The organism is Arthrobacter sp. NPDC056727 (assembly GCF_042790555.1).
Classification (GTDB): Bacteria; Actinomycetota; Actinomycetes; order Actinomycetales; family Micrococcaceae; genus Arthrobacter.
The window spans coordinates 47,571-66,386 of the sequence record NZ_JBHTZA010000012.1 but is presented as its reverse complement, the minus strand read 5'-3'; the positions used below and the strand labels follow the sequence as shown (position 1 = coordinate 66,386).

20 protein-coding genes are annotated in these 18,816 nt (G+C 67.8%); 10 read left to right on the top strand and 10 right to left on the bottom strand.

The window, feature by feature from the left end:
- Nucleotides 1-90 precede the first annotated feature (90 nt).
- Entirely contained in the window at nt 91-885 is a 795-nt protein-coding gene (locus tag ACFRAH_RS13515; protein WP_377991399.1) for an alpha/beta fold hydrolase, read from the bottom strand.
- A gap of 110 nt (nt 886-995) precedes the next feature.
- On the opposite strand from ACFRAH_RS13515, the gene ACFRAH_RS13510 reads away from it, so the two are divergent.
- The 4 genes from ACFRAH_RS13510 to ACFRAH_RS13495 all read left to right on the top strand — a co-directional run bounded on the left by ACFRAH_RS13510 (nt 996) and on the right by ACFRAH_RS13495 (nt 3,368).
- Nucleotides 996-1,415, top strand: coding sequence for a helix-turn-helix domain-containing protein (locus ACFRAH_RS13510; RefSeq protein WP_377991398.1), 420 nt, complete (start codon nt 996-998; stop codon nt 1,413-1,415).
- 82 nt (nt 1,416-1,497) lie between these two features.
- On the top strand, nt 1,498-2,274 hold the full coding sequence (locus tag ACFRAH_RS13505) for a FadR/GntR family transcriptional regulator (protein ID WP_377991397.1): 777 nt from the start codon (nt 1,498-1,500) through the stop codon (nt 2,272-2,274).
- A gap of 1 nt (nt 2,275) precedes the next feature.
- A complete protein-coding gene (locus tag ACFRAH_RS13500) occupies nt 2,276-2,995 on the top strand; it encodes a cache domain-containing protein (protein WP_377991396.1) in 720 nt (239 codons plus the stop codon).
- Between the two features lie 97 nt (nt 2,996-3,092).
- On the top strand, nt 3,093-3,368 hold the full coding sequence (locus ACFRAH_RS13495; protein ID WP_377991395.1) for a hypothetical protein: 276 nt from the start codon (nt 3,093-3,095) through the stop codon (nt 3,366-3,368).
- Nucleotides 3,369-3,385: 17 nt separating this feature from the next.
- On the opposite strand, the gene ACFRAH_RS13490 is transcribed toward ACFRAH_RS13495, so the two are convergent.
- Nucleotides 3,386-4,603: a PucR family transcriptional regulator gene (locus tag ACFRAH_RS13490; protein ID WP_377991394.1), complete on the bottom strand. Its 1,218-nt coding sequence runs from the start codon at nt 4,601-4,603 to the stop codon at nt 3,386-3,388.
- A 234-nt stretch (nt 4,604-4,837) separates the two neighbouring features.
- Between ACFRAH_RS13490 and ald the strand changes: the two genes are divergently transcribed.
- Nucleotides 4,838-5,956 carry an alanine dehydrogenase gene (ald, locus tag ACFRAH_RS13485; RefSeq protein WP_377991393.1) on the top strand — a complete coding sequence of 373 codons (1,119 nt, stop codon included), beginning with the start codon at nt 4,838-4,840 and terminating at the stop codon, nt 5,954-5,956.
- Between the two features lie 85 nt (nt 5,957-6,041).
- Here the strand turns inward: ald and ACFRAH_RS13480 are convergent, their stop codons facing one another.
- Both ACFRAH_RS13480 and ACFRAH_RS13475 read right to left on the bottom strand, forming a co-directional pair.
- Nucleotides 6,042-7,106 (bottom strand): Gfo/Idh/MocA family oxidoreductase, encoded by a 1,065-nt coding sequence (locus ACFRAH_RS13480; RefSeq protein WP_377991392.1) that lies wholly within the window; start codon nt 7,104-7,106, stop codon nt 6,042-6,044.
- Nucleotides 7,107-7,148: 42 nt separating this feature from the next.
- Nucleotides 7,149-7,817 carry a TetR/AcrR family transcriptional regulator gene (locus ACFRAH_RS13475; RefSeq protein ID WP_377991391.1) on the bottom strand — a complete coding sequence of 223 codons (669 nt, stop codon included), beginning with the start codon at nt 7,815-7,817 and terminating at the stop codon, nt 7,149-7,151.
- A 125-nt stretch (nt 7,818-7,942) separates the two neighbouring features.
- On the opposite strand from ACFRAH_RS13475, the gene ACFRAH_RS13470 reads away from it, so the two are divergent.
- Both ACFRAH_RS13470 and ACFRAH_RS13465 read left to right on the top strand, forming a co-directional pair.
- The gene (locus tag ACFRAH_RS13470) at nt 7,943-8,509 is read left to right on the top strand and encodes an NAD(P)H-dependent oxidoreductase (RefSeq protein ID WP_377991390.1); all 567 of its coding nucleotides are present in this window, start codon (nt 7,943-7,945) and stop codon (nt 8,507-8,509) included.
- Between the two features lie 210 nt (nt 8,510-8,719).
- Nucleotides 8,720-9,685, top strand: a complete 966-nt coding sequence (locus ACFRAH_RS13465) for a GerMN domain-containing protein (RefSeq protein WP_377991389.1) — start codon at nt 8,720-8,722, stop codon at nt 9,683-9,685.
- Here ACFRAH_RS13465 and ACFRAH_RS13460 read toward each other — a convergent pair.
- A complete protein-coding gene (locus ACFRAH_RS13460) occupies nt 9,682-10,590 on the bottom strand; it encodes an isocitrate lyase/phosphoenolpyruvate mutase family protein (RefSeq protein WP_377991388.1) in 909 nt (302 codons plus the stop codon). The genes ACFRAH_RS13465 and ACFRAH_RS13460 overlap by 4 nt on opposite strands.
- Before the next feature lie 126 nt (nt 10,591-10,716).
- On the opposite strand from ACFRAH_RS13460, the gene ACFRAH_RS13455 reads away from it, so the two are divergent.
- From ACFRAH_RS13455 to ACFRAH_RS13445, 3 genes are all read left to right on the top strand, one after another.
- Entirely contained in the window at nt 10,717-12,012 is a 1,296-nt protein-coding gene (locus ACFRAH_RS13455) for a PLP-dependent aminotransferase family protein (RefSeq protein ID WP_377991387.1), read from the top strand.
- Between the two features lie 45 nt (nt 12,013-12,057).
- Nucleotides 12,058-12,489: a universal stress protein gene (locus ACFRAH_RS13450; protein ID WP_377991386.1), complete on the top strand. Its 432-nt coding sequence runs from the start codon at nt 12,058-12,060 to the stop codon at nt 12,487-12,489.
- A gap of 161 nt (nt 12,490-12,650) precedes the next feature.
- A complete protein-coding gene (locus tag ACFRAH_RS13445) occupies nt 12,651-12,992 on the top strand; it encodes a hypothetical protein (RefSeq protein WP_377991385.1) in 342 nt (113 codons plus the stop codon).
- A gap of 27 nt (nt 12,993-13,019) precedes the next feature.
- Here the strand turns inward: ACFRAH_RS13445 and ACFRAH_RS13440 are convergent, their stop codons facing one another.
- The 5 genes from ACFRAH_RS13440 to ACFRAH_RS13420 all read right to left on the bottom strand — a co-directional run bounded on the left by ACFRAH_RS13440 (nt 13,020) and on the right by ACFRAH_RS13420 (nt 18,799).
- Nucleotides 13,020-13,649, bottom strand: a complete 630-nt coding sequence (locus ACFRAH_RS13440; protein ID WP_377991384.1) for a phosphatase PAP2 family protein — start codon at nt 13,647-13,649, stop codon at nt 13,020-13,022.
- Between the two features lie 65 nt (nt 13,650-13,714).
- On the bottom strand, nt 13,715-15,235 hold the full coding sequence (locus tag ACFRAH_RS13435; RefSeq protein WP_377991383.1) for a dihydrolipoamide acetyltransferase family protein: 1,521 nt from the start codon (nt 15,233-15,235) through the stop codon (nt 13,715-13,717).
- 90 nt (nt 15,236-15,325) lie between these two features.
- Nucleotides 15,326-16,306 carry an alpha-ketoacid dehydrogenase subunit beta gene (locus tag ACFRAH_RS13430; RefSeq protein WP_377991382.1) on the bottom strand — a complete coding sequence of 327 codons (981 nt, stop codon included), beginning with the start codon at nt 16,304-16,306 and terminating at the stop codon, nt 15,326-15,328.
- Nucleotides 16,306-17,532 (bottom strand): pyruvate dehydrogenase (acetyl-transferring) E1 component subunit alpha, encoded by a 1,227-nt coding sequence (gene pdhA, locus ACFRAH_RS13425; RefSeq protein WP_377991381.1) that lies wholly within the window; start codon nt 17,530-17,532, stop codon nt 16,306-16,308. The genes ACFRAH_RS13430 and pdhA overlap by 1 nt, the downstream gene beginning before the upstream one ends.
- Nucleotides 17,533-17,680: 148 nt before the next feature.
- Nucleotides 17,681-18,799, bottom strand: a complete 1,119-nt coding sequence (locus tag ACFRAH_RS13420; protein ID WP_377991380.1) for a histidinol-phosphate transaminase — start codon at nt 18,797-18,799, stop codon at nt 17,681-17,683.
- Nucleotides 18,800-18,816 lie beyond the last annotated feature (17 nt).

Below are 18,816 nucleotides of genomic sequence, written 5' to 3'. Positions count from 1 at the left end.
GCAAGGATCTGATGCCAGGCAGGCGGCCGGAATTCCGGGCGCCTGCCTGCTTGTCGCCTGCCTGCATATTCGGACTTCAGGCCCAATGAATCAGCTCACGGCGCCGCCGGCTGCCGCCGAGCCCTCGGCCGGAGCGCCCGCCCAGCCCCGGATGATCCGGGCAACACCCTCGGTGGCCGTCTCCTGAACAACGTGACCGCATCCGCGCACCTCGCCAAAGGCCCCGTCCGGTGCCTGCGCGGCGAGGAATTCACACCACGGCCGGCGGGCGATCGGGTCCCTTCCGCCGCGGAGCACCAGCACGGGCTGTGCCACGCCCCGGACCCGGTCATCGAGCGGATACTGCATCATCACGGGCAGCTCCGTCAGGTACCACCTGAAGCCCGTCCGGAAATAGTCGGTGAAGACCACGGCGTTGACGGACGGCGGCTCGCTGAACAGCGCATCGCGGGTCAGCGCCAGCGCATGCCAGGCCGCGCTCCTGCGCGCAGGATCCACCACGGGGCCCAAGAGCACTGCCCGGGACACCAGACCGGGCGCCTGAAGAGCCAGCTCCACCGCGAACTGCGCGCCCATGGAGTGGCCCACCACGATGCAGGACTCCACACCGCGCTGCGCCAGGACCGCCGCGACGAACGCCGCATATTCCCCGATGGCCACCTGCCGCCCCGGGCGGGGCGTGCCCCCGAAGCCCGGCAGGTCAAAGGAATACACGGCGGCACTCCTGGCAAGCTCAACGTGCAGCCGGGCGAGGTAGCGGTGCGAGACGCCGATGCCGTGGAGCAGGACATAGACCGGCCGCGCCGCCGTCGACGGCGCATTCGACGAGTAGAGGCGGCCCGCCAGGCCGTTCGCCATCACAGCAGCTCCACCGGCAAGTCTCATCCGCCGAGCATATCCGGCCCGGGGCATATCCGGCGCCGGGCATAGTCAACGCGGGCGTATCCGACCCCGGCGTGCCCGGCCCGGCCTTCCGCAGCGGCTAGGCTTCTGCCATGGCTCTGATTGCTCCCAGGGTGGCCTCCGCCCTCCCTGCCGACGACGCGCTGGCGCTGCAGCGCGCGCTCGACGGCGGCACTGACATCACCGTGTTCGTGGACGGCACCGTCCACCGCCTCCCGGCCCAGGCGAGGGACGCCGTCGTCGACCTCCTGGCCAGGTTCAGCCGCGGTGAAGCGGTGACCGTAAGCAGCGTGGAGGAAATGCTGACCACCTCGCAGGCGGCCGAACTGGCCGGCATCTCGCACACCTACCTGCGGAACATGACTGACCGGGGCGAGATCCCGGTGGAGTACCGCGGCACGCACCGCCGCATCCGGCTGGCGGCCATCATGGAGTGGCTGGACGGGCAGAAAAAGAAGCAGGCAGCAGAGGATTCCGACGGCGGGACCTCCGACGCGGGAAGCACCAAGTAGCGCTTGGGCCGGGCCCGTGGTCCAAACCGTAAAACGTGCAAAGATGAAGGTAATCTGAAAAGCCGACGCAGGAGGCCTGGGAATGGGAAGTGTGGCAATCTCCACCTCCGCGCTTGACCTGCTGCTGCTCCTGCGCGGAAGCGAGCCCGAAGGGCTGGGCCGGGCCGACCAGGTTTCCTACCAGATCGAAACCGCCATACTCATGGGCATCCTCACCGAAGGCGACAGGCTGCCCACGGAGTCTGTGCTGGCCGCGGAACTGGGCATCTCCCCGATCACACTCCGGCAGTCCCTCGCTGCCCTGCGGACCAAGGGGCTGATCGAAACCAGCCGGGGACGCAGCGGCGGCAGTGTGATCCGCGGCCAGATCGAACTCAGCGACATCCAGCTTCAGGACAAGCTCCGGGAGACCAGCACCGAAACGCTGCGGGACCTCGGGGACCTGGGGGCCGCCATCTCGTCCATGTCCGCACGCCTGGCCGCCAGCCGCGCCGACCCCCAGAACGTCGGGCACCTCGAAGACCTGGCCAGCCGCCACCGGGACGCCGTCGATGCGCGGGCGCGGCGCCGCATGGACAGCCGGTTCCACGTCGCGGTCAGCATCGCCGCCCAGTCAAGCAAGCTGACCTCGGTTGCCCTCCAGCTCGAAGCCGAGCTGATGACCCTGTGGTGGGGGCACTCCGGCCAGTCCCGCGACGACGACGCCTCCGTGGAAGACCACGCCGCCATCGTGGCAGCGATCAGGGAGCGGGACGCTGACGCAGCCGCCAGGGCAGCGGAACGGCACAGCCGCAACGAGACCGAATACTTGATAGAGCAGCATCTGAGGTTGAAGATGCGCCCCGAAGAAGGTGCATGACGTGGCAGCCGTTGAAGAAGCCCTTGAGCGGACGGCCGCGGCCCTCTCCTCCAGCATCAGCCGCGTCTTCGTCGATCTGGAGAAGATTGCCGGCACCGTGACGGCCGCGGCGGCAGCCGCACCGGGCATTCCCCGCCGCAGCGAATTCCTGTTCCTGAAGCAGGAACTGGCGAATTTCATCAAGCAGCACTCGGACCTCATCATCGGGGCCGGCATCGCCTACGCCCCGGGGAGCCTCCAGGAAGCAAGCCACTGGCTGGAATGGTGGCGGACCCAGCGCACAGGCGAGCCCCGCTTCGTCACCCATGACCTCAACCCGGACTCGCTGAACTACTACGACTACACGACCCGCGAGTGGTTCACCATTCCGACGGCCAGCGGACAGCCCGTAGCCGTGGGGCCCTACGTCGACTTCGGCGGCATCAACGTCAGCATCATCACGCTCTGCGTTCCCGCGCCCACCGCGCAGGGGATGCAGATCCTGGGGTGCGACCTGACCCTGGCGAATCTTGAAAGCGTCTTTCTCCGCGCCCTTCAGCTCAGGGAACCGGTGGTGGTCCTGGTTGGTCCCAACGGCCGCGTCATCGCGTCCAACAATGCGCGGATCGCCACAGGAACCCTGTTCCTGGAGGAGGACATGGCGCGGGCGGACATCTCAGTGGACGTTTCCCCCGGGAACCCCACCCGCCTGCCCTGGAAGCTGGTCACGCTCAGGGATTAGGACGCCTCGCTCCGCAAAAATGACACGGTGATAAGGATCAAGCAACGATCCCCCGGAACCAGGGTTTCCGGCCAGCGGGCGGGGTTACTCTTTATGCGTGGTGAGATTCAGGGGGTTGCACATCGTGGCGGGCATCGTCGCTATGGGTGTGGCGGCTGCCCTCGGAATGGTGATGGGCCTGAACAACACCGCCGTTTTCACCTCCAGCTGCGTGGTTTTCGTGGCCGTGTCCCTGTGGGTCCAGAGCCGCGTTGCCAAGTTCCGTACGCCCCTGCAGGGATTGCCGCAGCATCTTCCCGACGGCGCCGCGCTGGAACGCCCCGCGGACCTTCCTTCCGAGCAGCTGCCCGGCGGCGAAGGCACCGCCGCCTGAACCCCCGCCGCCTCGGGTCAAATCCGTGGCCTTGCCGCCCAACGCCGTGCCTTCAGGGCCGCATGCAGTTCCAGCCGCACCATGCCCTTGAGCGGATCCACGCCCAGCAGCTGGCGGATGCGGCCCAGCCGGTTGTAGATGCTGCTGCGGTGCAGGTGGAGTTTTTCCGCCACATCCTGGACTGAACCGTCATTGTCGTAGAGCAGTTCCAACACCGGCAGCAGCTCCCCGTTCCGGTCGTGGTCCTCGAGGGCCTGGAAGTTCACGGACCCGGCGTCGCTCCAGACCCCCGCGCCGCCGCCTGCCGAGGCCAGGAGCTGGTAAATCCCCGTGGCCCGGCAGTCCACGAGCTCGCCGAGCCGCGGATCAACCGCAGCGGCCTGGGCGGCAATCTTGGACTGCCGGTAGGCTTCCGCCAGCTCCTTGGTGCGCGTGAATCCCTCGCTTGTCCCGAGAATGATCCGCTTCACGGACCTGCCTGAACGCTTGGCCAGCTCCAGCTGGTAGTGCACCAGAACCTGCGCCTGGCTGGCACGCCCGGTGGACTCGCGGAAGAGGACCACCGAATGGGTTTCTGCCCCGGCGCTGAACAGGGCAGCGTCCACGCCGATGGTGGCCTGCAGCGCCGCGGCCCGGTGGATGAGCGTCGAGGCGATCGGGTCCGGACCTGCCATCCAGCCGTCGGCGTCGAGGACCGTCACCAGCTGCCAGGGCCCGCGGTCCTGCACCTCTTTCCAGCCCGCCACGGCGGCAACCGCATTGGCTTCCCCCGCGCAGGCTGCCAGGAACTCGCGTTCGCGGGTGCGGCGGAACTCGGATTCGGCGGTGTTGGAGTCCAGCAGGAGTCCGGACAGCACGTCCAGCTCGTCCCGGACGCCGGGCAGTTCGGCGAGGATCGCCGTCGCGCTTTGCTCCTCCAGGTCCTGCTGCACCCACAGGTAACCCACACGGAACCCGCGCACCAGCAGCGGGACGCAGACGCGCCCGAGCATTCCCAGTTCCTCGTTGGCGGGGACCACCACCGGCCGCACCGCGGTGGCGATGCCGTGGGAGAGCTGCCAGTTCTTGACGTCCAGCGGCACCCGCTTGCTGAGCAGGAAGTTCACGCGGACCCTGTCCGCGTGCGACTGGTTGGAGCTGTAGGCGAGCAAAAGGCCGTCAAGGTCTTCAAGGGAAAGTCCGCGGCCCAGCTTCACGGCCACCCGCTCCACGAGCTGCTCCACATCCTGCTGCATGGTGAAAGACTACGTCGCCCAGGGGGTCCCCGGCGAACGGACATCAGGCGACACCTGACGCCCCGGCGCTCGACAATAGTCGAGCCGGAGCGTTCGAAAACCCCGGAAACACGCGGTTTGGCTCCGGCCAGGGCATGCGGTTCCTGTAGTGCGCCTCACAGCCGGATCTATTCTGGAATCACAACTTCCCGCACACATTCCGGCCTTGCAGCCATCGAATCTGGAGCCCAAAAAATGATCATCGGTATCCCCAAAGAGATCAAGAACAACGAATTCCGCGTCGCTATCACAGCAGCCGGTGTTCACGAATTCCGCACCCACGGCCACTCGGTCCTGGTGGAGCGCGGCGCGGGCCTGGGTTCCGGCATCACCGACGAGGAATACGCCATCGCGGGCGCCGAAATCATCGCCGACGCCGATGAGGTCTGGTCCCGCGCCGACATGGTGATGAAGGTCAAGGAACCCATCAAGGCGGAGTACCACCGCTTCCGCAAGGGCCTGATCCTCTTCACCTACCTGCACCTGGCCGCCGAGCCCGAGCTGACCCAGGAACTCATCAATTCCGGCGTCACCGCCATCGCCTACGAGACCGTCCAGGAAGGCCGCGCCCTCCCGCTGCTCGCCCCCATGTCCGAGGTGGCCGGCCGGCTGTCCGTCCAGGTCGGCGCGACCTCCCTGATGGCGCCCGCCGGCGGCAAGGGCGTGCTGCTCGGCGGCGTTCCCGGCGTCCGCCCGGCCAAGGTGGTGGTCCTCGGCGCAGGCGTCGCGGGAACCAACGCCGCCGCCATGGCGCTGGGCCTCGGCGCCGACGTCACCATCCTGGACATCAACATCAACCGGCTGCGTGAACTCGACGCCCAGTACCAGGGCCGCCTGAAGACCGTGGCCTCCAACAAGTACGAGATCGAGAAGTCCGTGGTGGACGCCGACCTCGTCATCGGATCCGTCCTGATCCCCGGCGCCAAGGCCCCCAAGCTGGTGACCAACGAACTCGTGGCCCGGATGAAGCCCGGCTCGGTGCTCGTGGACATCGCCGTGGACCAGGGCGGCTGCTTCGAGGACACGCACCCCACCACCCACCAGGAACCCACGTACAAGGTCCACAACACGATCTTCTACTGCGTGGCCAACATGCCCGGCGCCGTTCCGAACACCTCCACCTACGCGCTGACCAACGTCACGCTCCGCTACGGCGTTGCGCTGGCAAACCTCGGCGTCAGGGCCGCCTTCGAGAAGGACCCGGCACTCGCGGCCGGCCTGAACATCGCGGCAGGCCACGTGGCACACCACTCCGTCTCTGAGGCACACGACCTGCCCCTCGTCTCCGACTGGCACGAACTGGTCTCCGCGTAAGGGGAGCTAACCGCTGCTTGAACTGGACCGCTGGTTGAGCTTGTCGAAATGCAGGTTTCGGCAAGCTCAACCGGCGGTTTCTTCTTTAAGCCAGCGACCTGGCCTGCTCGATCAGCTTCAACACCTCGACCGGCCCCGCGGGATCCACCGGCAGCGGAAGGCCGGACGCGGTGCCGCCGTCGGCGATCTTGGCCGCAAGGATCCGGTAGAACTCCGGGTAGTTCCCGCGCTCAGTCGGCAGCCGGTCGAGGTGCCCGTCGCGGCCCAGCTGCCCGGCCCATTCGGCAGCTTCCACGCCGTACTCGGCATCCAGCGGGCTCCCGCCGGCGACGATGTACGGCTCCTGCGGATCCACACCGCGCTTGGTATAGCCGGCCCCGGACCCGAGGACCCGGTAGCGCGGTCCCTGCTGGGCGCAGAGCATGTTCATCCAGTGATGGCTGAGCACGCCGTTCTCATGCCGCAGGACCACGAAGCAGTCGTCGTCCGTCTTTTCGCCCGGGCGCCGGGCCTGGAGCTCGGCGTGGACCACCGTGGCCGGGCCGAAGAGCTGCAGGGCCTGGTCCAGGAGGTGGGTGCCGAGGTCGAAGAGGACGCCGCCGCCGTCGGCCGCCGTGGCTTCCGCCTTCCAGGCCTTGGAAACCTCGGGCGACCAGCGTTCGAAGCGTGATTCGAACCGCGTGACCTCCCCCAGCACACCGCCGTCGAGCAGGGCTTTGACGGTGAGGTAATCCCCGTCCCAGCGGCGGTTCTGGAACACCGTCAAGACCCGCCCCAAACGCTCGGCGAGGTCGATCAGCTCCTGCCCCTGCCCGCTGGTGACGGCGAACGGCTTGTCGACGACGACGTCGAGACCGGCCTCCAGCGCGGCCTTCGCCAGCGGATAGTGGGTGGCCGGCGGGGTCCCCAGCACCACAAGGTCCAGGTCACCGGCCAGGGCAAGGACGGCATCTGCGTCGGGTACAGTTTTCACCCCTGGGTAGTGCCCGAGGGCAGCAGCCTGCCGGCCGGTGTTCGAGGTGGCGATGACGTCCAGCGAGTAGCCGGGGTCCGCGGCGATCAGCGGCGCATGGAAGACCCGGCCGGACAGGCCGAAGCCCACCACGGCTGTGCGGATGCGGGTAGCGGGGGTGGAGGAATCGGTGCTCATGCTGCCACGCTACCCCCTGCGCCAGCGCCGGCTCAGCCGGACTCAGCTATCAGCTGCCGAGTCCGCGCCTCCCACCACACGGGTGACCAGCTCGCGCCAGGACTCTTCCAGCCGCTCGGGTGAAATGTGCTGCACCCGGACTGCATGCAGCAGGCGTTCGGGTTCCAGGGTGGCGCTGAGGGACATGGCCATCAGCCACGGGTCGGCGCTGAAGCCCGCCGAGCGCAGCAGGTGCTCGATGTGCCGGTGCCACAGCACTGCCGCAGGAGCCTCGAACCTGTTGTGCAGGGACGCTTCGGCGGCCCTCGCGAGCTCGCCGAACTCCATGACGTAGCGGATGCGTTCGGCGCCAAAGGCGATCAGCCGTTCCACCGGCTGCGCCCCGGGACCTAGCGGCGGCGGCCCGAACATGAACCGGCCCTGGAAGTCGGCCTCGGCGTCGCTGAGCAGGGTCATCATGAGGCCGGCCCGGTTGCCGAAGCGGCGGAACACGGTTCCCTTGCCCACGCCTGCGCGCTCGGCCAGCTTGTCCATGGTCACACCGTCGGCGCCGCATTCCTCCACGAGCTGCCGGGCGGCACACAGGAGCAGCTCCCGGTTCCGTGCGGCATCGCTGCGTTCGGCTCCGGATCCGGTTGCCGCGGCGGCAGAAGTTCCGGGCGTGGAACCGGGGACCGGCGTGGACGCGGACCGGATTGGGATGAGGCTCACAGGAAATATTCTAGACCCGGGAATAATATCCGGACCGTAGTCCGTTTAGTCTGGATGAAGGCACCACACGCCTCCAAGAACCACTCGCCGGCGGAGCGTTCCGCGGCAAGACCTAAGGAGTTCACATGTCCAAGAGCACCGTACTCGCCCTGGTGGGAAGCCTGCGCGCCGACTCCCACAACCGCAAGCTTGCCGAAGCCATCCAGCTGAACGCCCCGGAAGACATCGAGATCGCGATCCACGAGAGCCTGGGCAACATCCCGTTCTACAACGAGGACATCGACGTCGAGGGCCAGGTCCCGGCCGCCGCCGCCGCCCTGCGTGAGGCAGCCAGCCAGGCCGATGCCCTGCTGCTGGTCACCCCTGAGCACAACGGCACCATGCCCGCCTCACTGAAGAACGCCATCGACTGGCTGTCCCGCCCGTTCGGCGCCGGCGCCCTCGCCGGAAAGCCCACGGCCGTCGTCGGCACCGCGTTTGGCCAGTTCGGCGGCGTCTGGGCCCAGGATGAGGCCCGCAAGGCCGTCGGCATCGCCGGCGCCCGCGTCCTGGAGGACGCCAAGCTCGCCGTCCCGGGTTCCATGATCCGCTTCGCGGAAACCCACCCGAAGGACGACGCCGAGGTTGTCGAGCAGATCAAGGGCCTCTTCGTTGCCCTTGCCGCCGTCGAGCCTGCCGGCGCAGCCGCCTAAGCAGCTCCTTCCCGTTCGCACGCCCCCGGCCCGTCAGCGGCCGGGGGCGTGCGCCGTTTCCGGCCTCCGCGCACTGGCAGCCGGCGAGGGCTGCAACCAATCCGTGACTGAGCTGCGGCCAAACTGACACCCGGGCAACGTTACCCGGCCCGCCGCCCCGCCGTAACGTTGATGTACGGGACGTGCCGGGGCAGGGAGTGCGGTGCAGTCATGAAGTCGAGCTGGGGAGCCAAACCGCTGACGACGGCGGTTGCCGCCTTCTGCCTGGCCCTCCCCTTGTGGCTCGCCTCCTGCGCTCCCCTCCAAAATGCGTACGACGCCGGGCCCGCCCCTGCGGCGGCACCCGAACCCCGCCCGGCGCCTCCGGTGAGCCCGCCCGAGGAAGCCGTCGCGCCCACGGCCTCCGGGGCCGGCTTGGGAGCCTCCGGGCAGGGCGCTTCCGGCGCCGGTACAACAGGCCAGGGGGCAACAGGCCTGGGAACGGCTGGCGGGGTTTCCGAAACCGTTCCTTCGGCGGGCTCAACTCCTCCTGCCTCCGGTGGCTCGAACCCCGGCGGCCAGGCGGCCGGTATCCCGGCTGCCGGAGGATCAGGGCCGGGCGGGCTTCCGTCCGGCGGGTTCCGGACCGGCGGCGGCGCTCCGGACACGCAGGCACAACTGCCGGGCGGAGCCGGACAGCAGCCGCCGCCCGCTTCCGGAGCCGCGGCCGGCCCCACGGCTGGTTCCACGGCAACGGGTTCCACATCGCCCGGGACCGGCGCAGGTGACGCTCCCGGCAGTGGCATTGCCGTCTACTACGTCGCGATCGACGACGGCGGCAGGTCCGGCGTGCGCTTCGGCTGCAACGACAGCCTGGTGGCGGTGCACAATGCCGACGCCTCCATCACCGAGCCGCTGCAGGCCGCCATGAGCAGGCTGCTGTCCGGCGCGGGGGCACCGCCGGCGAGCGGCCTGTACAACGCGCTGTCGGCGTCCTCGCTCCAGTACGTCTCCGGCTACCTCGACGGCACCACCGTGGTGGTGAACCTGACCGGCGCGGTGCAGCCCGGCGGCGTCTGCGACCTTCCGCGGATCGAAGCGCAGCTCACCCACACGGCCGTCACGGCGGTGGGGGCCGTCAGGGCGGAGATCTACGTCAGCGGCGTGCCGCTGGCAGAAGTCCTCGGCCTCCGCTAGCCCTGATCGGCACCAGGCCGGGAGAACAGGGCATCCATGTCAGCGTGGCTCGGTGAGCCTGCCAGTTCGGACCAGTTGCCGTCGCCCAGGATTTCGGCCGCCACGCGGGAAACCGTTGCGTAAGCCGCTTTGGCGGCATTGCCGCCGATGCTGACCCGCCGCACACCGGCGTCGTGCAGTTCGCCCACCGACGCGGAACCGACGCCGGCCAGGGCATTCAACGGCGCAGGTATCCGCCTGCTGAGCTCATGCAGGACGTGGAGGTCCGTCACGCCGGGAACGAAAATCCCGTCGGCCCCGGCGGCAAGGTAGCCCTCCGCCCGCGCCAGAGTTTCCTCGTAGGCGGAATCCCCGAACTGCCCGGAAAGGTACGTGTCCGTCCGGGCATTGATGAACAGGTGCACACCGGCCTCGGCCGCAACGCTCCGGACCAGGCGGATCCGGCGGGCCTGTTCGTCGATGGCGGCCAGGCGCGCCCCGCCCGAGTCTTCGATGTTCACTCCCACCGCGCCGGCCCCGAGCACGGCCGCGACGGTCTCCCGGAGCCGGCCGTCATCGAAGGCGCCGTCCGCACCCGCATATCCGGATTCGATGTCCGCCGTCACCGGCATCCGCGTGGCCGCGGCAATCCTGCGGAGCGCGCCGAACGCCAGGCCCGGCGGCACGTGGCTGCCGTCCGGAAAGCCGAGGCTCCAGGAGATGGCCGAACTGGAGGTGGCAATGGCCCGCGCACCGGCCTTCTCCACAAGCCGGGCCGAGGCCGCATCCCACACGTTCACCAGCACCAGCGGTACAGCACCGGCACTATGCATCTGGCGGAAGGCGTCGGCCCTGGCAGCCTGGGACTCTGCGGCCTGGGATATAGCGGAAGAGGACACTGGGGATGAGGGCTCGGCTGACGTCATGGCTCCATTTCATGCCTTGCGGCGGCGGACGTAAAGCCGCCGCGAGGTACCAGTCCGGAAACCCGCATGGATTTTCAGGTCAACAGCTGTTGCCTAACCAGCAACCGAAGGCTGTACTCTGGGATTGTGACCCACGAGACACTCGACGCCGCCGCAGCCGTCCTCCCCGCCGAAGCCATCGACGCCATCGAGCGGGCCGCGACATCAGCCCACCGCCACGACGAACTCTTCTCCGAGCGCGCCGCGAACATCAGACAGTCGGCTGTCCGGGACGTCTTCGACATCTCCATGCGGCCGGGCCTGGTCTCGCTGGCCGGCGGCAGCCCGTACCTGCAGTCCCTGCCTCTCGAAGAGCTGGCTCACACCGCCGCCCGGATCATCTCAGAGGACGGCCTGACCGCGCTGCAGTATGGCGGCGGCCAGGGCACCGAGGAACTGCGGACGCAGATCTGCGAAGTCATGGCCACCGAAGGCATCCTGGACGCCCTGCCGGAAAACGTTGTGATCACCGCCGGCTCGCAGTCCGCGCAGGACGTGGCCACCAAGGTGTTCTGCGACCCCGGCGACGTGGTCCTCGTGGAGGAACCCACCTATGTGGGGGCACTGAACACGTTCGAGGCGTACCAGGTCCAGGTGGAGGCCGTTCCCATGGACGACGACGGGCTGGTGCCCGAGCTGCTCGAGGCCAGGATCGCGGCGCTCCAGACGGCCGGGAAAAACATCAAGTTCCTCTACACCATCCCCAACTTCAACAACCCGTCAGGCATCACGCTGGCGCAGGAGCGCCGGCAGCAGGTCGTGGACATCTGCAGACGCGCCAACATCCTGGTGCTGGAGGACAACCCGTACGGCCTGCTGCGGTTCGACGGCGAGCCGCTGGCACCGCTGCGGGCAGGCAACCCCGACGACGTCATCTACATGGGCTCGTTCTCGAAGATCTTTGCCCCTGGCCTGCGCATCGGCTGGGCCCTGGTTCCGGCCCACCTGCAGCGCCGCTACTACCTGGCCTCCGAGGCGGTGACGCTCTGCCCGCCCACGCTGAACCAGATGCTCGTCTCGGCCTACCTGCGGGACTACGACTGGAAGGGCCAGATCGAGACGTACCGCGGGCTGTACGCCGAGCGCTGCCATGCGATGCTGGCGGCACTGGAGGAGCACATGCCGGAGGGGCTCAGCTGGACTAGGCCGCAGGGCGGGTTCTTCGTCTGGGTGACGCTGCCCAAGGGCGTAGACACCTATCCCCTGCTCCAAAAGGCGATTGATGCCGGCGTCGTCTTCATTCCCGGCGCCGCCTTCACGCATTCGGATGAGCCGTCCAACAAGCTCCGCCTGGCGTTCAGCGCGGTTCCGCCGGATGCCATTGCCGAGGGCGTGCGGCGCCTGGCGCCCGTGCTGCAGAAGGCCATAGACGAGCTGTCCTGACCTGGGCGGCGGACGGAACACCAACCTATCCAAGGAGATTGGGCCATGGCAGGAACCATCATTGTGGGCGTTGACGGAAGCGGGACCGCCCGCAAGGCAGCGGAAGTGGCACGGGACTTGGCCGCGGCACTGGACGCGCGGCTCCACGTCGTGTCCGCGTTCGACACCGACCGCACCGAGGTTTTCGGCAGCGGCAGCGACCGGTGGATCGTCTCGGACGCCGGGGAAGCCGAAAAGGTGGCCCGGGATGTGGCGGCCGGCCTCGCGGGCGGCGAGCTGAAGATCACCTACTCCTCGGCGCGGGGCAAGCCGGCCGAGGCCCTGGTCCGGGAGGCGGACCGCCTCGAGGCGCGAATGATCGTCGTGGGAAACCGCCGCATGCAGGGCCTGGGGCGGGTGCTGGGCAGCGTGGCGAACAGCGTCGCCCACAGTGCATCCTGTGACGTCTACATCGCCAACACCTATGGGGCGGACTAGCCGGAGCCGGCAGGCACAGTACAGCCTGATTTGACGCGGATCACCCGGGCTGGTGGGCAGTCTCACCCCGTTTTCCGGCAATCCGGCATGCCCTGAAAGATAAAATTGGAGGTGCCCCCGATGGTGCGGACAACCCAAAAACTACCTTTCAGGGGAATACTGTGCTTACACTCCAGCGGCGCCACCTCGTCGGCCACGACATCCTCCTTGCCCGCCACGGCAACCACATCAGCGCCATGCGCGTGGACCGCTCCGCGGACCGCGTCATCGCCCTCCTCGACGACGGCTCCGTGGACAGCGCCCCGAACCTCATCTCGCCCGATCTGCGGCTGCCGGACACACTGAAGAGCGTCATCCGCGAAGACTGGAAGTTCCTTGCCCTGGTCAGCACCGGCATCGCGGCCGTGTGCGGCATCATGCTCGCCGGCGCCGTGAGCATGGCGGGCATGTCCTCGGATCCGGCCATGGCGCAGCTGCTGGCCAACACCTACGCCGCCTACTAAGCCGGCCGAACCACGCTGTCCCCGGGCTCAGCCCATCCGGACCAGCAGCTCGCGCAGCAGCCACCAAAGCCCGGCGGTGACACCGCCGCCCACCAGCGCACCGGCAACCACCTGCGCCACCGTGTGAGCGCGCAGCACCACCCTGGACCAGCCGACGGCGGGAACCAACAGCAGCAACGGCAGCCACTGGAAGCCCAGGATCAACACCGCGATGACCGCTGTCAGCGCGATGGCTCCGGCGTGGCCGCTGATTTTCCAGAACAGGCTGATGACGGCGAGCACCACCACGCCGCCCACTATCGCGAGAACCACCACAATGACGCTGTACGGGGCGTTGATGGCCAGGAGCACGGCCAGCCCGGCGAGCAGTGACACCACCGACATGGCCAGCACCGGCGCGCGCTGCTTGCGGTCGCTGACGTGGTGGTCCGTCACCTTGCCCAGCCGCACCAGAAGAACGACGGCGGCCAGCGGCAGCACACACACAAACAGTACCGCCACCGCGCCGAACCAGACGGTGCCCGGAAAGCCCGGTTCCATCGCCGGGCTGAGGAGCAGCAGCAGCGCAACGGTGATGGGCGGCTGAAGGGCCTCCGTGATGACCCGGGCCACGCGGTTCTTCACGCGGATGCTGACGATCCCGCGATCCTCACCCATGGGAACCCCGTCCCTGCCTGTCCGGTCCATCCCCCTTTGTCCGGAGGGTACCCCTCCGGGGCCCGTCAGTCGAGCAGCAGTGCCGGCTCCTCCAGGATGGCGGCGACGTCGGCCATGAAGCGGGCTGAAAGGTCGCCGTCCACGACGCGGTGGTCGAAGGATCCGCCCAGCGTGGTGATCCAGCGCGGAATGACCTCCCCGTCCAGGACCCACGGCTTCTGCTTGATGGTGCCGAACGCCACGATGGCCACCTCACCCGGGTTGATGATGGGGGTTCCGGTGTCGATGCCGAGGGCGCCGATGTTGGTGACCGTCAGGGTGCCGCCCTGCATCTGCGCGGGCTGGGTCTTGCCGGCACGTGCCGTGGTGGCGAGCTCGTTGAGGGCCAGCGCCAGTTCCTTCAGGGACAGGTCCTGGGCGTTCTTGATGTTCGGGACCATCAGCCCGCGTGGCGTGGCTGCGGCGATGCCCAGGTTCATGAAGTGCTTGACGTGGATCTCGGCGGCATCGCTGCCGTCCGGGTTGTCCACCCAGGTGGCGTTCACGCTCGGGTTCCGCGCCGCCGCCCAGATGACTGCCTTGGCCAGGATCAGCAGCGGCGAGACCTTAATGCCCTCAAAGTCGCGCGACGCCTTGAGCCGCTTGACGAATTCCATGGTGCGGCTGGCATCAACGTCCACGAAAATGCTCACGTGCGGCGCTGAGAACGCCGACTCCACCATAGCCTTCGCGGTGGCCTTGCGGACGCCCTTGACCGGGATCCGCTCAATCCGCTGCTCCTGCGGACGGCCGGAGGTCCCCCAGAAGGTGTCCGCCTTGTCCACTTCGGCATCGCGCTGCGCCTGGTAGCTGACCAGGTCCTCGCGCGTCACCTCGCCGCGCGCGCCCGTGGCCACGACGTCGGCCAGGTCGATGCCCAGGTCGCGGGCAATCTTGCGCACCGGCGGCTTGGCCAGGACCCTGTTCATGAGCCCGGAGATGGCGCCGCCGAAGGTCGGCTTGTCGGCCTCGACTGCAGGAGTCCATTCGGGCCGCCTGGTCACAGCGCGCCCAGCCACCGGCCCGGCGATGGCCGGGCCGTCCAAGAGTGTTTCCTCCGCAGAGTGGGGCTGGACGGGTTCGACCTCCGGGGCGCCGTGCACGGCGTCTGCCGGAATTACATGCCCCGTCTTGCGCGGGCGCCGCTTCACGGCATCGGCCTTCGGACCGGAACCCACCAGCGGGCCGGCGGCAAGGCCGCCGGCGGCAGCTCCGTCGTCGGCCGGGAGCTTTCCGTACATCAGCGCAGGCTCATCTGCCTGGACCGCAGGCAGCGGAGCGTCCGCCGGTGTGGGGTCGCCGTGCATCGTGTCAGAAACGCTGATGATGGCCGTGCCGACGTCGACAGTCACCCCTTCCGGGACCAGCAGTTCGGTGACGGTACCGGCGAACGGCGACGGCAGTTCCACGAGGGACTTGGCCGTCTCGATTTCGCAGAGGACGTCGTTGATGGCCACCTCGTCGCCGGGCTTGACCTTCCACGAAACGATCTCTGCCTCGGTCAGGCCCTCACCGACGTCGGGGAGGTTGAACTTGTTAAGCGTCATGGGATCCTCGGGTTCGAAAGCTCGGGCGCTCCGGGCGGTGCGGAGGCAACTGTTGGCGAAAAAGTCGGCAGGCGCTGGTGCGCAACAGCGTCAGTACGCGAAGGTGCGGTCCAGCGCCTCAAGGATGCGGTCGATGTCCGGGAGGTAGTCCTCTTCGACCTTGGCCACGGGGTACGGCATATGGAAGCCACCCACCCGGATGACCGGCGCTTCCAGCGACAGGAAGGCCCGTTCGCTGATCCGGGCAGCGATTTCGCCGCCGATGCCGCCGAAGGTGGGAGCCTCATGCGCCACGACCAGCCGGCCCGTTTTCTTGACGGAGGCTTCGATGGCGTCGAAATCAATCGGCGAGATGGAGCGCAGGTCGATCACTTCGATGCTGTGGCCGTCCTCTGCCGCGGCGTTGGCGGCGGCCAGGGCGACAGGCACGAGCGGGCCGTAGACCACCACGGTGGCGTCGGTTCCCTCCCGGACCACGTGGGCCTTGAACGGATCTTCAGACGGGCCCGCGGATTCGGTGTCCACCTCGCCCTTGAGCCAGTAGCGGCGCTTGGGTTCGAAGACGATCACCGGGTCCTGGCAGTTCACGGCCTGTTGGATCATCCAGTAGGCATCGTGGGGGTTGGACGGGGTGATGATGCGCAGCCCCGCGGTGTGCGCGAACAGTGCCTCGGGCGATTCCGAGTGGTGTTCGATGGAGCCGATGCCGCCGCCGTAGGGGATGCGGATGACTACCGGGACCGTGAGGTTGCCGTTGCTGCGCGAGTGCATTTTGGCCAGCTGGGTGGTGATCTGGTTGAAGCCGGGGAAGACAAAGCCGTCGAACTGGATCTCGGCCACGGGCAAGTACCCGCGCAGCGCCAGGCCTATCGCGGTGCCCACGATGCCGGATTCCGCGAGCGGGGTATCCACTACGCGGTCCGGTCCGAATTCGCCGATCAGGCCGTCGGTGACGCGGTAGACGCCGCCGAGGGGTCCGATGTCCTCGCCCATGAGGAGCGACTTGGGGTGGTTGCTGAGCGTGGCTCGCAGGCCTTCGTTGATGGCCTTGGCAATGGTCATGGTGGTCATCAGCGGCCCGCCCCTTCTCCCTCGTCGTCGCCGGCAAAGCCTGCACTGTACTCTTCGAACCACGCCAGCTCCTCCGCCACAAGCGGGTGTGCCTCGACGTAGGTGTTGGCGAAGGCCGTCCTGATGTCCGGGGCGTCCGATTCGTAGGTGGACTTGCGGATGTAGGCGGCAAGTTCGTCGCCGTCGGCGGCAACCCGGGCGAAGAAGGCGTCGTCGGCCATGCCCTCGGCGCGGAGGTACTTCTCCAGCCGGTCCAGCGGATCCTTCTCCCGCCACAGGGCCTCTTCCGAGGACTCGCGGTACTTCGTGGGATCGTCGGCCGTGGTGTGGGCTCCCACGCGGTACGTGAAGGCCTCGATCAGCACCGGGCCATTGCCCTGGCGTGCGTGCTCGAGCGCCCATTCGGTGACCGCGTGGACCGCGATGACGTCGTTCCCGTCCACGCGGATGCCCGGGAAGCCGTAGCCCTTGGCGCGGTTGGAGAGCGGGATGCGGGTCTGCACCGTGGTGGGCACGGAGATGGCCCAATGGTTGTTCTGGCAGAAGAAGACCACCGGGGCGTTGTACGAGGAGGCAAACACCATCGATTCGTGGACGTCGCCTTCGGAGCTGGCACCGTCGCCGAAGTAGACCATGACGGCGGCCTTCGGTTCCACCGAGCCGTCCACGCCCTGCGCCGCAGCCATCCGCTGGTCGCGCTGGATGCCCATGGCATATCCGACGGCATGCGGCGTCTGCGCAGCCAGCACCAGGGTGTACAGGTGGAAGTTGGTGTCCTTGGGGTTCCAGCCGCCGTTGGAGACGCCGCGGAACTGCTTCAGCAGTTCGGCCAGGTCCACGTTGCGGGTCAGGGCGACGCCGTGCTCGCGGTAGGTGGGGAAGATGTAGTCCTGCGGCTGGCTGGCCCGCCCGGATCCGATCTGGGCAGCTTCCTGGCCGGTCAGCGGAACCCACAGTGCCAGCTGGCCCTGCCGCTGCAGTGCCGTGGCCTCCTGGTCAAAGCGGCGGATGGCCGCCATGTCCGCGTAGAAACCCCGCAGCTTTTCGCCATCGAGGCGTTCGGCGTACTCGGCGAACACAGAGTCCGTGTCCAGCGTGCCGTCGGGGCCCAGAAGCTGGACCATTTCAGTCGGAGGCACGCCCAGGTCAGCCTCGGCCTGCGCCTCGAGCTGGTCGTCCAGTTCCGTTCCATCGAACTCGGTGGAGGGCAGATGTGTTGCGCCCATACCGTCTCCTTGCCTGCCGCATCCGGATGCGTTGCAATGTCGCTGGGATATATGCCTCACCGGGAATGCATTCCTGGTGAGGCATATATATTTGGCTTACTGTTTCTTACTTTATCCGGCGTAGGTAGCACCGGCTGTTTGTTAAGCGCTAGGAACGGCGTGGCGGTTTTGTGTAAACCGCACAGAGTTCCAGGAACCGCGTATTGGCTTCCACCTCGCCGATGCTGACCCGGACCCCTTCGTTTCCGAAGGCGCGCACCGACAACGCGCGTTGCCCGGCGAGCTGGGCGAACTCCCCGCTGTTCTCGCCAAGATCGAGCCAGACAAAGTTCCCCTGGGCGTCCGGAACAAACCAGCCGAGATCCCGGAGGCCCGCTGTCACGCGGTCCCGCTCGTCCACCAGGCTTTGTACCCTTTCTACAACCTGGTCAAAATTCTGCAGGGAGACCACCGCGGCCTGTTCGGCAATTTGCGAGACCGCGAACGGGGTGGCGGCGACTCGCAGGTGCTGGGTGAGCTGGGGCTGGGAAACGCTGTAGCCGACCCGGAGACCGGCGAGGCCGTGGGCCTTGGAGAACGTCCGGAGCACCACCACATTGGGGTATTTGCGGTACATGCGGATGCCGTCCACGGCGTCTTCGGCCCGGACGAACTCCTGGTAGGCCTCATCGATGACCACCACAACGTCCGACGGAACGGCCTTGATGAACCGCTCGGTTTCCTCGGCGGTCAGGATGGGGCCGGTGGGGTTGTTCGGCGTGCACAGCAGGATCACCCTGGTCCGCGCCGTGACGGCTGCGGCCATGGCATCGAGGTCGTGCCGGCCGTCTGCGGTCACGGGGATCCGGACGCTCTCTGCCCCGGCCAGCCCGACGCAGATGGGGTAGGCCTCGAAGGACCGCCACGCGTAGATCACTTCGTCCGGTTTCCCGTCGTCATTCTGCCCGGCGAACGTGCTCAGCAGCTGGGTAAGGGCGCCGAGGCTGCCGGCACCGGTGACGATGTCCTCGGCCGGCACGTCGAGGAATGCGGCGAGGGCAGTGCGCAGCTTGGTGCTCAGCGGATCGGGATAACGGTTGAAGTCGGTCTGTGCCGCAATGGCCTCCACAACGGCCGGGATGGGCGGCAGCGGGTTCTCGTTGGAGGACAGTTTGTAGCTGGCAAGGCCGTCGACCGCGACGGGCGGCTTGCCTGCGGCGTAGCGGGGCAGCCGGTCAACCACCGGTCGGGGCCGCAGTCCTCCCGCCATGGTCTCTGATGAAGTCATGGCACCTAGCCTATGCC